This window comes from Paraniabella hibiscisoli (assembly GCF_022512515.1).
GTDB lineage: Bacteria > Bacteroidota > Bacteroidia > Chitinophagales > Chitinophagaceae > Niabella > Niabella hibiscisoli.
The window spans coordinates 1,616,034-1,631,340 of record NZ_JAKWBK010000001.1 but is presented as its reverse complement, the minus strand read 5'-3'; the positions used below and the strand labels follow the sequence as shown (position 1 = coordinate 1,631,340).

16 protein-coding genes and 4 pseudogenes are annotated in these 15,307 nt (G+C 42.7%); 6 read left to right on the top strand and 14 right to left on the bottom strand.

Annotated elements, in window-relative coordinates; genetic code table 11:
• Positions 1-88: 88 nt before the first annotated feature.
• Both MKP07_RS10505 and MKP07_RS10500 read left to right on the top strand, forming a co-directional pair.
• On the top strand, positions 89-595 hold the full coding sequence (locus MKP07_RS10505) for a hypothetical protein (RefSeq protein ID WP_240847151.1): 507 nt from the start codon (positions 89-91) through the stop codon (positions 593-595).
• Complete coding sequence (locus tag MKP07_RS10500) at positions 549-1,415, top strand: DUF4185 domain-containing protein (protein WP_240850760.1); 867 nt, start codon at positions 549-551, stop codon at positions 1,413-1,415. The genes MKP07_RS10505 and MKP07_RS10500 overlap by 47 nt, the downstream gene beginning before the upstream one ends.
• Before the next feature lie 84 nt (positions 1,416-1,499).
• Here MKP07_RS10500 and rlmD read toward each other — a convergent pair whose 3' ends face one another.
• From rlmD to MKP07_RS10485, 4 genes are all read right to left on the bottom strand, one after another.
• Positions 1,500-2,939, bottom strand: coding sequence for a 23S rRNA (uracil(1939)-C(5))-methyltransferase RlmD (gene rlmD, locus MKP07_RS10495; RefSeq protein WP_240847150.1), 1,440 nt, complete (start codon positions 2,937-2,939; stop codon positions 1,500-1,502).
• Positions 2,940-3,075: 136 nt separating this feature from the next.
• The gene (locus MKP07_RS10490; protein WP_262919254.1) at positions 3,076-3,738 is read right to left on the bottom strand and encodes a methylenetetrahydrofolate reductase; all 663 of its coding nucleotides are present in this window, start codon (positions 3,736-3,738) and stop codon (positions 3,076-3,078) included.
• An 82-nt stretch (positions 3,739-3,820) separates the two neighbouring features.
• Positions 3,821-4,033 carry a methylenetetrahydrofolate reductase gene (locus tag MKP07_RS38310; protein ID WP_262919253.1) on the bottom strand — a complete coding sequence of 71 codons (213 nt, stop codon included), beginning with the start codon at positions 4,031-4,033 and terminating at the stop codon, positions 3,821-3,823.
• A 137-nt stretch (positions 4,034-4,170) separates the two neighbouring features.
• Positions 4,171-4,695 (bottom strand): META domain-containing protein, encoded by a 525-nt coding sequence (locus MKP07_RS10485; RefSeq protein ID WP_240847149.1) that lies wholly within the window; start codon positions 4,693-4,695, stop codon positions 4,171-4,173.
• 52 nt (positions 4,696-4,747) lie between these two features.
• On the opposite strand from MKP07_RS10485, the gene MKP07_RS43700 reads away from it, so the two are divergent.
• The 3 genes and pseudogenes from MKP07_RS43700 to MKP07_RS43690 all read left to right on the top strand — a co-directional run.
• Positions 4,748-5,023 carry a hypothetical protein gene (locus MKP07_RS43700; RefSeq protein ID WP_240847148.1) on the top strand — a complete coding sequence of 92 codons (276 nt, stop codon included), beginning with the start codon at positions 4,748-4,750 and terminating at the stop codon, positions 5,021-5,023.
• Between the two features lie 50 nt (positions 5,024-5,073).
• A pseudogene (locus tag MKP07_RS43695) lies at positions 5,074-5,594 on the top strand (tRNA ligase subunit PheS family protein).
• Positions 5,591-5,785 (top strand): annotated as a pseudogene (locus MKP07_RS43690) (tRNA ligase subunit PheS family protein); the annotation flags it as partial. The pseudogenes MKP07_RS43695 and MKP07_RS43690, both read left to right, overlap by 4 nt.
• Before the next feature lie 80 nt (positions 5,786-5,865).
• On the opposite strand, the gene MKP07_RS10460 reads toward MKP07_RS43690, so the two are convergent.
• The 9 genes and pseudogenes from MKP07_RS10460 to MKP07_RS10420 form a co-directional block, all read right to left on the bottom strand.
• Complete coding sequence (locus tag MKP07_RS10460) at positions 5,866-7,575, bottom strand: RagB/SusD family nutrient uptake outer membrane protein (protein ID WP_240847144.1); 1,710 nt, start codon at positions 7,573-7,575, stop codon at positions 5,866-5,868.
• Positions 7,576-7,617: 42 nt separating this feature from the next.
• Entirely contained in the window at positions 7,618-8,016 is a 399-nt protein-coding gene (locus MKP07_RS10455) for a hypothetical protein (protein ID WP_240847143.1), read from the bottom strand.
• A 251-nt stretch (positions 8,017-8,267) separates the two neighbouring features.
• Positions 8,268-8,975, bottom strand: a complete 708-nt coding sequence (locus tag MKP07_RS10450) for a TonB-dependent receptor domain-containing protein (RefSeq protein WP_240847142.1) — start codon at positions 8,973-8,975, stop codon at positions 8,268-8,270.
• Positions 8,975-10,330, bottom strand: a complete 1,356-nt coding sequence (locus MKP07_RS10445; RefSeq protein WP_317235989.1) for a TonB-dependent receptor plug domain-containing protein — start codon at positions 10,328-10,330, stop codon at positions 8,975-8,977. The genes MKP07_RS10450 and MKP07_RS10445 overlap by 1 nt, the downstream gene beginning before the upstream one ends.
• Positions 10,300-11,085, bottom strand: coding sequence for a TonB-dependent receptor (locus tag MKP07_RS10440; protein ID WP_262919250.1), 786 nt, complete (start codon positions 11,083-11,085; stop codon positions 10,300-10,302). Before MKP07_RS10440 ends, MKP07_RS10445 begins: the two co-directional genes overlap by 31 nt.
• Before the next feature lie 160 nt (positions 11,086-11,245).
• The gene (locus MKP07_RS38300; RefSeq protein ID WP_317235988.1) at positions 11,246-11,584 is read right to left on the bottom strand and encodes a DUF4974 domain-containing protein; all 339 of its coding nucleotides are present in this window, start codon (positions 11,582-11,584) and stop codon (positions 11,246-11,248) included.
• Between the two features lie 144 nt (positions 11,585-11,728).
• Positions 11,729-12,000: pseudogene (locus MKP07_RS10430) on the bottom strand (FecR family protein); the annotation flags it as partial.
• Positions 12,001-12,260: 260 nt separating this feature from the next.
• On the bottom strand, positions 12,261-12,977 hold the full coding sequence (locus MKP07_RS10425) for an RNA polymerase sigma-70 factor (RefSeq protein WP_240847141.1): 717 nt from the start codon (positions 12,975-12,977) through the stop codon (positions 12,261-12,263).
• A 105-nt stretch (positions 12,978-13,082) separates the two neighbouring features.
• Positions 13,083-13,532, bottom strand: a complete 450-nt coding sequence (locus MKP07_RS10420; RefSeq protein WP_240847140.1) for an SRPBCC family protein — start codon at positions 13,530-13,532, stop codon at positions 13,083-13,085.
• A gap of 118 nt (positions 13,533-13,650) precedes the next feature.
• On the opposite strand from MKP07_RS10420, the gene MKP07_RS10415 reads away from it, so the two are divergent.
• Positions 13,651-14,208: a PhnA domain-containing protein gene (locus MKP07_RS10415; RefSeq protein WP_240847139.1), complete on the top strand. Its 558-nt coding sequence runs from the start codon at positions 13,651-13,653 to the stop codon at positions 14,206-14,208.
• Positions 14,209-14,270: 62 nt separating this feature from the next.
• Here MKP07_RS10415 and MKP07_RS10410 read toward each other — a convergent pair.
• Positions 14,271-15,298 (bottom strand): annotated as a pseudogene (locus MKP07_RS10410) (glycoside hydrolase family 3 C-terminal domain-containing protein).
• Between the last annotated feature and the right edge of the window lie 9 nt (positions 15,299-15,307).

Sequence of the window (15,307 nt, the reverse complement as noted above, 5' to 3'; positions counted from 1 at the left end):
CGGTTAAAGAAATCACACCTATACATTACACGATATGGGTGTGTTTTCTTTGTTTGCTTTTTAGCTGTAAAAAGAGGGTGAAAAAGATTTGTTTACACCAACAGATGAAATTACAGCAAGCCAGACGCTCCTTGTTCCCGATAAGCAAACGAAAAAAGTGTCTGCCGCTTTAAGTTTCAAAAATCTCGATGCTATAGATTATATCTCCGTTACAAAAAGTGGCGGAAACAGCTACAGCAACAAAATAAGCCGCAGCGAGCTGATAGCATCTTACAGCTTTAGCTACGCTATTCAGCCGACGGACCCTGAGTCGTTTAAATTATTATTGAAAGCTCACTACAAAGATGGGAATGCATCAAACATACTTACCTTAAATGTAGATAATCGCCGGGGCTTTTTTATAAGAAGCATGCAGCGAGTAGCCCGCGTAACGGTAAGCCCATTGGTAACGAATCATTTCCTAACCCGAATAATACAGCCAGCAAATGGAATGTGGGTGGCACCGACCTGGGCATTGTTTGGGAGATGCAACCTAACAATTACGGGATATTTTTGGCGACACATTTGGACAGGACTTTGTTCCAAATGCCGCTAATCCTGGCCCTAATGGAGGTAGCTGGCGCTCTAATGTGCTGGCATTTTCTACCGACACCCAACTAGATGACGGGCTTACATTTGGAAGCATGGCAACAGATAATGCCGGCAGCGCCAGGGAAATAGTGCCAGGTGGAAAAGATCAGTCGGGAAACGGAAACCTGACATCCATACCTTCGGCAGCAATCCGGGCAAATGGAGCAGATTATGTACATTACTTTAATATCAGAAACTGGACCGGATGGATCATCAATTATTCGGGTTTATACAAATCGGTTGATAACGGACAGACATGGAAGAAATGTGAAACCGTATTGTTTTCTGCCAACAGCAATTTCGGCATGGTGGGTTATTTCAAAAAGGATGGCTATGTGTACATGATGGGCACGCACGCAGGAAGAATTAACCCGGCCTATTTGGCCCGTTTTAAAGAGGCTGATATTGAAAACCAAAACCTATATGAATATTGGAACAGCACCAGTAGTCAATGGATACCCGGTAACGAGTCGGCGGCAACAGTGCTCATCAACGAAAAGGTGGGTGAACTTTCTTTTGTTTATAATACCAAACACAACAAATGGATCCTAACGTATTTTAGCGAAGACCGGTATAATATTACCATGCGAACAGCTGAAAACATTACCGGTCCCTGGAGCAGTCCTTACGAACTGGCGGCTGGTAGTGCCTATTCTCAATTATATGGCTCCTACCTTCACCCATTATCTGCTACAGGCGATAACCTCTATTTCCTGATGTCGATGTGGATGCCTTATAATACATTTTTGATGAAGGCCGAATTAGCCGATATGGGAGATTTGTAGTAACCGCATCATTGTACAAAAAAGCCCGGAACGATGTTAATGTATGACAGTCGTTCCGGGCTTTTTAATAAGTTTTATTTGTAGTTACCTCAATTTTAGCTGCACCACATTCTCAATATGCAGCGTATGCGGGAACATATCTACCGGCTGAATTTTAGTCACCATATATTTTTCATCCAGTAAAGCCAGGTCGCGGGCCTGGGTAGCAGGGTTACAGCTTACATACACCACAGTAGGAGCTGCCATTTCATTGATCTTCTGCACCAGTTTTTCATGCATCCCTGCCCGCGGAGGGTCGGTAATGATCACGTCTGCGCGGCCATGTTTGGCAAAAAAATCATCATCACAAACCTTGATCACATCGCCCGCATAGAAATGTGTTTTATCCAGGTTGTTGAGCGCCGCATTTTCTTTGGCATCTTCAATAGCAGCATCAATCATTTCTACCCCTATGATTTTCCCGGCATTCTGACTACAAAATATGCCGATGCTACCCGTACCGCAATACAGATCGTATAAAGTCTCTCTCCCGGTTAATTCGGCAAAGTCGCGTGTGATCCGGTATAATTCCTCGCCCTGGCGGGTATTGGTCTGGAAAAAGGATTTTGGTCCTATTTTAAACTGGAAATCCTCCAGCTTCTCAATTACATAACCTTTCCCGTGGTATACTACGGGCTCCAGGTCGTGGAGGCTATCATTTCTTTTGGTATTAACAGTATACAATAAAGAGGTTATGCCAGGAAATTGCGCCAATACAAACTGCATCAGCCCTTCGATCTTTTCCGGATCATCCTCACCCACCATAATATTGGCCATCCACTCGCCGGTTTCGCAAAGGCGTACCTGCATCGTGCGTAAAAAGCCATGCTGCTCCCGCAGGTTATAAAAGTTAAGCCCGTTTTGAAAAGCATACTTTTTAATAGCTAACCTGATATCATTGGTTGGCTCCGACTGCAAATGACAGGTTTGAATATCTACCACTTTGCTCCAGGATCCTTTGGCATGAAAGCCGGCAGCGCCCGGGCTAATCAAATCCCCTCCATCTGAAGGACCGCTCAATGCAGCTGCTTTACGCCTGTTAAACTCTTCTTTGGTTAAAAACTCGTCTGTCCCAAATGTATATTCTATCTTATTGCGATATCGTTTAATGTTTTTTGCACCAATAATCGGCCAGATTTCTGGTAGCTGCACCTTCCCGATACGTTTTAAATTATCCTGTACCTGTTTTTGCTTATACTGTAACTGCAGGTCATAAGGCAGCATCTGCCACTGACAACCACCACAGGTGCCAAAATGCGTACAAAACGGATCCACCCTTTTGTCGGAGTAAGAATGAAAACGCAAAGGCCAGCCCTCACCCCAATCTTTTTTGTTTTTAGTAAGACATATATCTACCACGTCGCCAGGTACCACCTGTTCCACAAAAATTACTTTTCCCTCTACACGTGCCAGCGATTTTCCTTCCGCTGCATAATCTTCAATTAATACGTTTTCGAGTGTTATATTTTTCTTCTTGCGAGCCAATATCTGTACGATTTACGATGTTAGATGTACGATATAGTATTCTGATTTGCTGCACGTACATCGTACAGCAAACATCGTACATAGAATTATTTATATTTTATATGATGAGCTCAAATGCATTGCTTAAGCACAATAATCAGAGCCTCCGGATCACATTTGCTACAATGCCAGGTTTTCCCAAAGTGTAATAATGCAGTCCCGGCACTCCGTTCTTTTTCAGGTCCTGGCTCTGTGCCAGCAACCAGTCCTCTCCTACTTTTTCTACTTCTGCGTTGTTTTTACATTTCGTTATTTCGTTGGAAAGTTCCTGTGGAAGATCGATCGAGAATATCTTAGGCAATATGGTTAACTGCTTTTTGCTGTAAACAGGTTTCAGTCCTGGTACAATTGGCACATTAATGCCATTGGCGCGACAGGCTTCTACAAAAGAATAATATTTAGCGTTGTCGAAAAACATCTGGGTAACAATATAGTCAGCGCCTGCGTCCACCTTGGCTTTCAGATAAGCCAGGTCTGTTTGCATGTTCGGCGCTTCAAAATGTTTTTCCGGGTATCCGGCAACACCAATACAAAAAGAGGTTTTGCGGCTGTTCAGCAGCTCTTCTTCCAAATAAACACCATTATTAAGGTCTACTACCTGTTTTAGTAAATCAACAGCATATAAATGCCCATCCGGTTGAGGGATAAAAGCTGTTTCATTTTTAGCTGCATCTCCACGTAATACCAGCACATTATCAATACCCAGGTAGTTTAAATTGATCAGGGCATCTTCGGTTTCCATAACGCTGAATCCCCGCAAATAAGGTGGGGCACTGTGTCAACGTTGTATTTGTTCATGATCGCAGCACAAATACTTTCAGTACCTGGTCGCTTCCTGATGGTTACTTTTTTAAAGCTGCCATCAGGATTTTTTTGAACTCATGTTCGCTGCGATGATAGGTAACATTGATATAAGCAGGTTTGAACTCCATCAAAGGGTCCATATGGTCATATAGTCCTTCTATTCCCTTACCCTTCAGCGGCGGAAGTATTTCAAAAGAGATCAGCGTTTCGTTTTTCTCTTTTGCTCTGTTAATGTGATCAATTACCTTCATTCCTGATTTTTGTTGGCTGCAAAATTACGGGTAGTGTTTAAAACACTTCATAATTTAATTTCAGGCGGAAACAACCGCTCGGCAGGGACAAAGCCAACGAGCAGCTATAGCATAAATAATTATGTGAGGTTTGTGTATTACTTTGTAGCGATCATAAAAACTTTACCCTCTGCATCGCCCAATTTCAATACCTTATTCAGTATCTTATATTGAACTACCGTATTAAAAACACTCATTATGTTTTTATCGAGGTAAAAATTCTTACATGCCATTACAGAAGAATAGTAAGCATTTAATGATATTTTGTTAGACCCATTTATTCTATATTTATAAATAAATGAGTTACAGTTCGCAGCCATATTTACTGTAGTATCGCTGGCTACCGTTAGTATCGCTAAAGGTTGTTTATCATCAGCCACTATACCATTAAATTCAATGACCTTCCAGATTCCCGAAAAATCAACGGGCAAACCGGTATTCCAGCTTTCTTCAACCTTAAGTTCACCCTTAGTATAGGTTCTTTCTCCCGTAGCCGGATAAGCCTCCGCTTCATTTTTTGCAATAGAAGCTTCATTTTTCTTACAGGAAAAAGAAGTGCTGTTATCAAAAAGCCTGATAAAATAGTTAGATTGTTTTTCATTTGCTGCATTTAGTTTTTCCATCCGGAACCGATTTACCAAAAATACATAATTCATTGCTTTATCTTTGCAGGCTATGCAGGAGTTGTTACAAAAAATAGCCGCATATAAAAGCGAAATAGACGCTTTTAATGCTGCGGATGAGAAGCAGGTAGAAGAATTTCGTATTAAATGGTTAGGTACCAAGGGATTGGTTAAAGAAACCATGGGCGAAATGAAGAATGTGCCTAACGAGCAGAAAAGGGAAGCGGGACAGATACTGAATGAATTTAAACAATTTGCCGAGGCAAAATTGGAAGCATTGAAGGCGGCCAATACCGCGCTGAAAGCCAGGTTGCGTCCATTGATTTAAGTCTTCCCGGAGATGAAACGCCTTTGGGAAGCCGTCATCCTATATCGTTGATGCGCAACCGGATCATTTCCATCTTCCAGAGATTAGGATTTGCCGTTGCTGAGGGCCCGGAAATTGAAGATGATTGGCACAATTTTACAGCTTTGAATATGCCCGAGCACCACCCTGCACGGGATATGCAGGATACTTTTTATGTAGATGCAGGAGAAAACAGTGCAGTAGACTGGTTGCTCCGTACACATACCAGCAATACCCAGATACGCGAAATGGAGAAAGGGAAACTGCCGATCCGTGTTATTTGCCCGGGTCGCGTTTACCGTAACGAAACCATCAGTGCCAGAAGCCATTGTTTTTTCACCAGGTGGAAGGATTATATATTGACGAGAATGTATCTTTTGCCGACCTGAAGCAAACTTTATATTTCTTTGTAAGGGAAATGTATGGCCAGGATGTCCGCGTTCGTTTCCGCCCTTCTTATTTTCCTTTTACGGAGCCCAGTGCTGAAATGGATGTAAGCTGCTTTATTTGTGGCGGTACCGGTTGTAATATTTGTAAAAAACGGGATGGGTAGAAATTTTAGGTTGCGGTATGATACATCCCAATGTATTACAAAACTGCGGTATCAACCCGGAGAAATATACCGGCTTTGCATTTGGTATGGGTGTTGAACGTCCTGCCATGTTGAAATATGGTATTAATGATATCCGCCTGTTTAGCGAGAACGATGTAAGGTTCCTGAAGCAGTTTACGAGCGCCACCTGATAGCCACGAATTATTCTTGTTTTTTATAAAAAATTCCCATCTGTTTTGAGATGGGAATTTTTTTTTGAGGGGTAGAATGGTTACTGATTTTGGGTTAAAGTCCCCTGTGCCCGGTCTATCTGCTCCTGTGGCAGTGGCAGATAATTGTTCTTGTCCGTATATGTTATAGTTCTTGATGCCGCAACAAATCTCTTCTCAAACTCCATAAACGGTTCTAATACCGACTTGGCAGTCCCCCAGCGCACGAGGTCAAAAAACCGGTGACCTTCCAAAGCCAGTTCAAGTCTTCTTTCAAAACGAACCGCATTGCGGGCATACTCCTGGTTGGGGAATGAGGTATATGGCTTTACATTATATTGAGCTGCAGCAGCGCCAGAGCTGGCTCTTACAACCGGCAGGCTGGCGGCCCTTGATCTTACCGCGTTTACCATAGTAAGGGCCAACGGCAGCGCATTGGTTTCAACCGCACATTCCGCAGCCATCAGGTACACGTCCGAAAGGCGGATGACGTTTACATTTTGAGATGTAATATTGCTGGTACCCGGAGAAACATTTCCATCCATATCGGCAACATTGATCATTTGTTTAACACCAACAAAGGGACCGCTAAAAGCCTGGTCCCGAATCCAGGAGGTTTGCAACACGCCCCAATCACGATAATTCACATCCCTTCTGCCTACGGTATAGTCCAGGCGGGGATCGAAAGCAATGGCCGTATTCACTTTATAATTATCTTTTTCGGCGCCGGTTAAACCCTGATCTGATACAAAGGGATTATTCCTGTAGCTACCGTCTAAGAAAGGCAGTCCATTGGCATCCACTTTAAATGCATTAACCAGGTCTACCGTAGGCTGAAAGAATCCGCAACAGTTGATAGGACCACCATAGAGACCGCCCAACATATCGCCCACATTACCGTTGTCTCCGCTACCATCCGGGTTGATAATGCTTTGCGAAACAAAGATGCCTTCGGGACCGTTTTTTGTCTTAATATTAAAGTTGGCATCAAAAGCAAGCGTGTTTAACGCAGGTTTTTTGGCTATCACATCCTGGAGCAAGGGTAATGCGTCGGTGTATTTTTTCTGGTAGAGGTAAAGCTTTCCTAAATAAGCTTGTGCTGCCAGTTTATCTGCGCGGCCCACATCTCCCAGTGGTTTCTCTACAGGAAGGTTATCCATGGCAGCCTTAAAGTCTGCTTCGATCATGGGCCATATTTCCTTATCATTTTTAACTTTAGCAGCCTCTTGTGTACTCATGGTCTCATCTACATAAGGTATGTTTTTGAACACTCTTGCCAGGAAAAAATAATAATGGCCCCGTAACATTCTGGCTTCTCCGGTAATCTCCTTTGCTCTCTGATCGCTCAGTTTTTCACCACTTCCCTCCTGTACTGCTTTTAAAAGGCTAAGGGTTAAGTTACAGCGGCCAATACCTTCGTAGTACACCCGCCACATAGTAGGCAAGTTATCATTGGAGGGGTCAACCCGATGCAGCTCAATATCGTTCATGGGAGACTGATCAAGGGAATTACTGCCTTTGTGCGCGTTATCGGAACCCACTTCCCCAAACAACCACTGGCTGGGTGAGCTGGAGTAGTTGCCCCAGGTGCCGCTTATATTGCCGTTCATGATTCCATATGCGCCAATCAATGCAGACTCTACTCCTTTTGTTCCTTTTAGTTGCTCTTCCGAAAGAATAGCCTGAGGTTTCTGGTCCAGGAATCCTTTCCCGCAGGAATAAATGACCAATAGCAGGTAGAGGATAAAAATAGATTTATATAAATTTTTCATCGTAGTTTATTTTTTTATGATCACTGTTTTAGAATGTAACATTTAACCCAACCAGGTATTGACGCGACATGGGGTACATACCCATATCAACTCCCGGTGCAGCCCAGGCGCGGTGCTTCCTGGTGAGGAAGTAACTTCGGGATCTAAACCCGTATACTTTGTTACAGTGAACAAATTAGTGCCACTTACATATAGCCTGCAGTTTTTTACCTTGTCTTGCAAAACGCCTTTAAATTTAAAATTGTAGCCTATTTGCAGCAATTTCAGCTTCAGGTAGCTTCCATCCTGTACAAAGTAGCTGTTGGAAAGCATTTCAATTGCAGGCCGGTCTCTGTATGGTGCAGGGACATTGCTACTGGTATTGGTGGGGCTCCACGCATTAAGCATTCTATCACTTACGGCTCCATCAAACAAGCTCAGGTCTGTGTATAAGCGCGTCATATCAAACAGATCATTCCCCTGCGAACCATTAAAAAATAATGAAACATCAAAATTAGAATAGCGCGCACTCAGGTTAAAGCCGTAAATAAAGTCGGGATGTGGATTTCCTATAAAGGTACGGTCATCATCGTCAATGATACCATCAGGTGTGCCATTGGGACCAGATATATCAGCATACCTAAAGCCGCCGAGATGGGCACCTGGCTGTGTAGCTGCACCCGCAATTTCGTCAGCAGACTTGAAAATACCGTCTACTTTATATCCATAAAACGCACCAAAGGGAGGCCTTCCTGTAGTACGGATGGTTGCACCGAACGATTGCTTAACAGGAAGGTTCTTTTAACGCCTTCGGCCAGCTTGGTTAACTCATTGATGTTTCTTGAAAGGTTCACTCCTACATCAAAAGAAAAAGGATTGATCGGCGCTAGGCTCGAATAGTGATAATTCAATGCTATTTCAAATCCCTTGTTACTCATATTACCCAGGTTCACAAAAGGCGATTGCCCGCCCCCGATAGCCTGTGCCGGCAGGTCCAATACATATAACAGGTCGGTGGTCTTTTTATTGTACACATCAAATGAACCACCCAGCTTATTATTAAATAAAGTGAAATCTATACCCAGGTTGAGTGATTGCGCCTGCTCCCATTTTACATCCTTATTATCATAGTTCGCAATCCATACACCGCTTGACAGGCTTCCGTTGATGGGGTAGAATGAATTATTCAGAGAGGCTTGCAATCTTTTCAGAAATTCAAAATCGCGAATGGACTGGTTACCCGTAACACCATAGCCGGCCCGAAGTTTCAGGTCGTTGATCCAGGTAACTCTTTTAAAAAACTCTTCATTAGAAAGCCTCCATGCAACACTGGCTGCCGGGAAATTACCATATTGGTTATTTGAGCCGAACCTGGAGGAGCCGTCCCGGCGTAAAGTAGCGGAGATAAGATATTTATCCATCAGGTTATAGTCCACTCTTCCCAATATCGAAAAAGAGAGCTGGGCTGTATGATATCATTAGCTGCAACGGGCGAAGAATTAGCCGTATTCATATAATAATAATTCATATCGCCCATAAGGTAAAAACCATTAGCGGAACCTCGTAAAATCCGGCCGTTTGCTTTAATGGCCTCGGTGCCTGCCAGAATAGTGATCTCATGATTTTCGTTGAATTGCTTTTTGTAGGTCAACGTATTCGACCATGTCCAGTCGGTACCCCAACCCATATTTTCACTAAAGGAGTGGTTATCGTAACTACCTTCGGCCCGTTCGGGATTTGGATAGGTTACCGCAACACCATTCCAGGTTTCATAGCGTACGCCATAAGTTGTTCGTAAATTAAGGCCTTCCAGAATTTTCAGATCGGCAAAAGCACTACCAAAAAATTGATTGCTCGTGTTTAAGTTATCTTTTCCGCGAACGAGTACCGCAAGAGGGTTTTCCGCATTTCCCAGCAGGTTACCCCGGCTACCCGCAAAATTTCCCATAATATCGTATACGGGTATAATGGTTTGAACACGGTATGCCCATCCTATAGGAGAGCCTTCGCCCATATAACTACCCGGTGTATTTACGTTGGTGGCAAAGCCTACCCCCTGGGTTCTCGAATACTGGATATTTTCACCCAATTGAAGCCGATCGTTTAGTAAGGTGAAGTTGGTATTAGCTCTTATCGTATACCGTTTAAATCCTGTATGTTTTACAATACCATCCTGGTTGAGATAACCACCGCTTACTGCGTAATTAGATTTTTCTGAGCCGCCGCTTACCGTAAGCTGGTAGTTCTGCATGGGCGCATTTTGAGTTATTGTTCTAAACCAATCGGTGCCCTGCTGGTTGGCTTTAGTGATCTGGTAAAAAGTACTTTGACTAGTGGTATACTTATATCGTGAGGGATCTACCATTGCAGCTGTGATCTTTTGACCATTAACAGCACCCGCCAATAAATACTCGGGCAATGTGGGCTGATTAGCATTGGTACCATAATAGTCGGTTTGGGTTGGATCTAATCCCGCGTTTCTGTAGCCGGTAAATAAATAGTCGGCAAATTGCTGTGGATTTAAATAGGTGGGGAACCTGTTACGGTTAGGATTTTGACTACCGTAATAAATATCCAGGTTAACCTGGGGTTTTCCTGATCTACCCTTTTTTGTAGTGATGATCACTACACCGTTATTCGCTCTTGATCCGTATATAGATGCCGCAGACGCATCTTTTAACACCTGCATACTTTCTATATCATTAGCGCTTAGCCAGCTTAGCTTGCCCTGGTAAGGCATTCCATCTATAATAAATAACGGATCATTATTGTTGATCGTACTAAAACCACGAATGCGGATTTGTGGTGTTGCCCCGGCGATCCGTCATTTACAATTTGCACACCAGCGGCCTTGCCCTGCAATGCTTCCAGTGGACTTGCCGCAGGCTGTGCTTTTAGCTCCTTCATATCCACAACAGCCACCGAACCTGTCAGATCTTTTTTGCGCTGTGTTCCATAACCAATCACTATTACTTCATTTAAACTGGATACAGAAGTTTCAAGCGATACATTGATCTCTGTTTGCGTGCCAACAATTACTTCCTGTTGCTGAAAACCTACTGCGCTCACTACCAATACGGCGCCATCGCCCACGGTAATTTTATAGTTTCCGTCGTTGTTAGTAACAACACCATTAGTAGTACCTTTTTCGGTAATCGATGTACCCGGTATGGGATCACCTTTGGTATCGGTCACCCTGCCGGTGACTTCTATCTGCCGCTTCTCTTCATCAATCGTAGAAACTATAGCGATGAGGTTTCTATTGAGTTTTTTATAGGCCAGGTTATTGCCTTCCAGTAGCTTACTCAGCACTTCGTTTAATGAAGCTTCTCTGGCTTTAAAATCCAGCTGGGCCTTAAGCCCGCTTAAATCATAATTGTAAATGAAGCGGTAACGCGTGCTTTTTTCTATGGCTGTAAGCACGGTTCTTACATCGGTATTTTTTAAGTTAATAGAAATACCCTGGCCCGAGGCATTGCCGGCCTGTACCTGAAAAGCAGTAAACAACACAATTGCAATAGCAAGCTTCATAACAAGCAAGGTTTTGAGCAGCGCCCCTGAAGGGAATAGAAAACCCCTCAGTACGTTTTTTTCATACTTTTGATTTTAGAGTTAAACAATAGGAATTCCTCCGGTAAAGTGGCATTCCGTTTATCTTACGACCGGTGGATGTTGCAGCATTCTCCGGTTTTTATTTGGCTATCGTTACAGTTTTATCTCTTACGGTAAATTTAAAGTTGGCTATTTGTTGCAAGGCTTTTAAGGCTTCTTCAATCGTTTCGTCTTCGAATGCTCCTCGTAACCGGTAATTGGCTACTTCGGCATTATTAAATTTTATTTGTACATCGAACCAGCGTTCCATTTTTATCGCCAGTTCTTTAAACGTGTCGCCATCAAATAATAACCTGTTGTGGATCCAGGCGGTTTCTACAATCGAGGAATCATTGCTTTCATTTACAGCAATTTTTGATACCAGGTACTGAGGCTCATTTTCGTTGGCTGTCAGCAAAGGATGGGGCGACGCTATCACTTTCCCGATCAACTTGTTAAATACCAGCTTTTCATTAGGGCTGAGTATTATTTTAGGTATGCATTCTTTCTGTTTAGTTACCTGTATAGAACCATGGATAAGGGTGGCTTCAATAGTAGGTTCTTCTTTATAAGATTTTACATTAAAAGCCGTACCCAATACCCTGATATCAATATCTGAAGTATGCACTATAAAAGGTCGGTCTTTGTTTTTGGCTACATCAAAAAAGCCTCACCGTCCAGGTACACTTCGCGCAGCGCACCATTAAACGCTTTATCGAAATTCAGCCGGGTATCCGCATTCAACCACACTTTTGTTCCATCCGGTAAGATGATCTTTGATTTTGTGCCCCGGGTAGTGACTATATCATTCTCTGCTGTAGCACTTTGTTTTTGCAACTGTTGCCGGTTGAACATTACCGCGGCTATTGCTGTAATACCGATGAAAATGGCGGCTGCAGCCCATTTCAGCCAAACCGGCCGAATTTTCTTTCCTGGCCTTTGTTGTTCAGCTATTGCAATAACTGGTATCTCTGCTTTATTCAATATATGCTCAAAGTGGCTGTTATCTGTAATATTGAAAAAGTCCTGCGCAGGCATATTATACCAATATAATTGAACCGACTCAATAATATAGTGATCCTCAGGATGCTTCCTGATCCATTCTTCCAGTTCTGTTAACTCACCAGGTGTTGCTTCGCCTGATAATTTACGGGATAATAGTATGGCCAGTTTTTCCTGCATATAGCTGCTCTATTATAATAGACAACCAAAAGAAGAGATGACCCTAAAAAGAATTTACTTTTTTGAAATCTTGCAGGAAAGTAATCAAAATATTTACCAACAGCGTCTCCAATACGCTTCACGGCTATAACCATTTGTGCATCTATCGTTTTTTCAGAAACGCCTAACACTTCGGCTGCCTCCCTGTATTTCAGGCCGTCTTCGCGAACCAGCTTGAAAATTATTTTGCATTTGGGAGGAAGCGCATCGACGGCCTTTTTAATTTTTGTAAAAATTTCAGATGAGATGAGTCGTTGATCGGGCCTGTCTTCTTCCATCAATTCAATATTGATAAAATCAAAAGCCTGCAGGTGCGTTTCCCGGCTTTTATGAGACAAGAAATTCAAGGAGGTGTTTTTGATTGCGGTATACAAGTAGGTAGTAATATTAGATACCTGTACCAGCTGCTCTTTATGTTTCCATATTTTGATGAACACTTCATCCATTATTTCTATAGCAGCTTCTTTGTTCTTGGTAATTGAAAAAGCAAATGCCGTTAAACGGGCAGCATAGGCATTAAACATCTCCCTGAAGGCATCTTCATTACCATCGGCAATCAAGTGCTTCCACTTCTCAGTAAAAACGTTATCGGGCAATATATCTTCGTGCATTGTGCAAGCAAGCGTCAAAACAAATATAAGTAATTCCCCTCTACAAGCAGAAACTATGCCGGGCACTCATTTGCGGGCAAAGTTCAAAAGGTCCGCAATACCAGGTTACTTTTTGATAAACTTATCACCCACCAGGTTTAGTTCAATACCGTACTCCAGGTAAGCTTTTAAACCATCCAGTACCGTGGTAAAGCCTCCGGTATTATTCATCACTGCGGCTATTAACTCGCTACCCGACAAGTCGAAGCCGTAATTTTTTATAACTACATAAGTAGTATCTTCTGTCAATGCATTGAACTCATAATCAACAGTAGTTAAGGGCGTCCCCCATTCCGTAGAGATCAATTGATTGGGAATAATTTTCCTGGTGGTTACATTACTGGTCACCTTATACATCTCCCATTCCCATGTTACCGTTGTACCTTCCTGCAGTGGACCACTCGATTTGGTAAACCAGAATTTGGTAGTGATTACCGGATCTATAAAGGCATTAAAAACAATTTCTACAGGTTTACGAATCAACATCTGGGTTTCAACAATCACATCATTTTTCATACTTCTTTATTAAAAAAATTGATCTTATTCAATTTATATCAGGAGATTGAACACAATATCTTTTAATTAACGCTGCAACCGCATTAATATTACTTTTGCGGCACTTAAAAAAATTAATATGTCAATCAATACAAAACTAGCAGAACGAAGTGGAGGAACCTGTGAGCTTTGCGCTACCTTAACCGCAACACAAGAGTATACGGTAAGTCCTAAAGATGATTCGGCAACCGACAACCAGGTAGCAGTTTGTGACACCTGCCTGACTGCTATTAAAAATGAGGATAAAAGCGAATACTGGAGATGCCTGGAAGGAAGCATCTGGAGTGCAGAACCTGCAGTGCAGGCTTTAAGCTACCGGTTATTGTATACTTGTAAGGAAAACGATTGGGCTAATGATGTGATACAATCGATCGAGTTAGAAGAGCCTGTTATTCAATGGGCGTTAAGTGCCTTTGAGGTGGCCGAAGTACATAAAGATGTATTTGGCAATACGCTTGAGAGCGGCGACACAGTTACACTTACCCAGGGGTTGAATGTAAAAGGCACCAGCTTTACTGCAGCTAAGGGTACCGTTGTGAAACGAATAAGGCTGGTACCGGACAATACCGAACAGATCGAAGGAAAAATAAATGACCAAACCATTGTTATTCTTACCAAATATGTAAAGAAAGGGTAGAACGATATATTATTAAAATAAACAGGCCACGGTTTAAACCGTGGCCTGTTTATTGGGGCGAGTTATTTTGCCCAGTTAAGTTTTTGCATTTTCACATCCCTGGAGTTACTGCCGATCATCACTTCAAACTCACCCGGCTCCCAATCGTGCTTTAGGTTGCTGTTATAGAATTTGAGATCTTCGGGTGTGATACTGAAGGTCACCGTTTTTGACTCCCCGCCTTCAACATCATTTTTTGAAATCCTTTCAGCTCCTTCATTGGCCTGGTTACGCTACCCACAACATCCCTTATATAAAGCTGCACTACCTCCTGTCCATCGAACTTGCCGGAGTTGGTTAATGTAACACTGGCCTTTAAAGTTTGGTTGCCCTTTAAAGAAGTGCTGCTTAACTTAACATCACTGTAGGTAAAAGAACTATAACTCAAACCATACCCAAAAGGATATAAAGGATCATTACTTACATCAATATAATTACTCCTGAACTTCTGGAACCATTTACCTTCAGCCAATGGACGGCCGGTATTTTTGTGTGCATAATAAATAGGGATCTGTCCCACGTTCTGAGGAAAGCTCATAGTTAATTTACCCGAAGGATTTACGTCTCCGAATAACACATCCGCAATAGCAGTACCAGCCTCACTTCCGCCAAACCAAACATTCAGGATGGCCGGTACATTTTTTTCTTCCCAGCTTAAGGTTAGCGGTCTACCAGCAAACAGTACTAATACTACGGGCTTGCCTGTGGCCAGTAATTTTTTCAGGAGCTTTTGCTGCGTTTCAGGGATATCAATATCTGATCGGCTGCTGGCCTCACCACTAAACTCCGCAGATTCGCCCATGGCGGCAACGATCACATCTGATTTTGCGGCTATCTCCAATGCCTCTTTGGCCAGCTCCTCTTCACTGCGTTTATCGCGTTTTAAGTCCTTGCCAAACATAGTTGCTCTTTCTTCTAATACGGCATCTGCAGTAAGATTACTTCCTTTTGCATACAGGACTTCAGCACTATTGCCTAATACCTGTTTTAATCCCGCTAAAACGGATATCGACTTATCTTGTTTGGTAGCCACGCTCCAGGTACCAGCCATATTATTGGC

Bases quoted from the DNA above. Each gene is read 5' to 3' on its own strand.
- MKP07_RS38310 (WP_262919253.1), bottom strand. From the start codon at position 4,033: ATGAAGGTAATTGATCACATTAACAGAGCAAAAGAGAAAAACGAAACG.
- MKP07_RS10485 (WP_240847149.1), bottom strand. From the start codon at position 4,695: ATGGAAAAACTAAATGCAGCAAATGAAAAACAATCTAACTATTTTATC.
- MKP07_RS43700 (WP_240847148.1), top strand. From the start codon at position 4,748: ATGCAGGAGTTGTTACAAAAAATAGCCGCATATAAAAGCGAAATAGAC.
- MKP07_RS10460 (WP_240847144.1), bottom strand. From the start codon at position 7,575: ATGAAAAATTTATATAAATCTATTTTTATCCTCTACCTGCTATTGGTC.
- MKP07_RS10455 (WP_240847143.1), bottom strand. From the start codon at position 8,016: ATGACGCGCTTATACACAGACCTGAGCTTGTTTGATGGAGCCGTAAGT.
- MKP07_RS10450 (WP_240847142.1), bottom strand. From the start codon at position 8,975: ATGGATAAATATCTTATCTCCGCTACTTTACGCCGGGACGGCTCCTCC.
- MKP07_RS10440 (WP_262919250.1), bottom strand. From the start codon at position 11,085: ATGAAGCTTGCTATTGCAATTGTGTTGTTTACTGCTTTTCAGGTACAG.
- MKP07_RS10425 (WP_240847141.1), bottom strand. From the start codon at position 12,977: ATGCACGAAGATATATTGCCCGATAACGTTTTTACTGAGAAGTGGAAG.
- MKP07_RS10420 (WP_240847140.1), bottom strand. From the start codon at position 13,532: ATGAAAAATGATGTGATTGTTGAAACCCAGATGTTGATTCGTAAACCT.
- MKP07_RS10415 (WP_240847139.1), top strand. From the start codon at position 13,651: ATGTCAATCAATACAAAACTAGCAGAACGAAGTGGAGGAACCTGTGAG.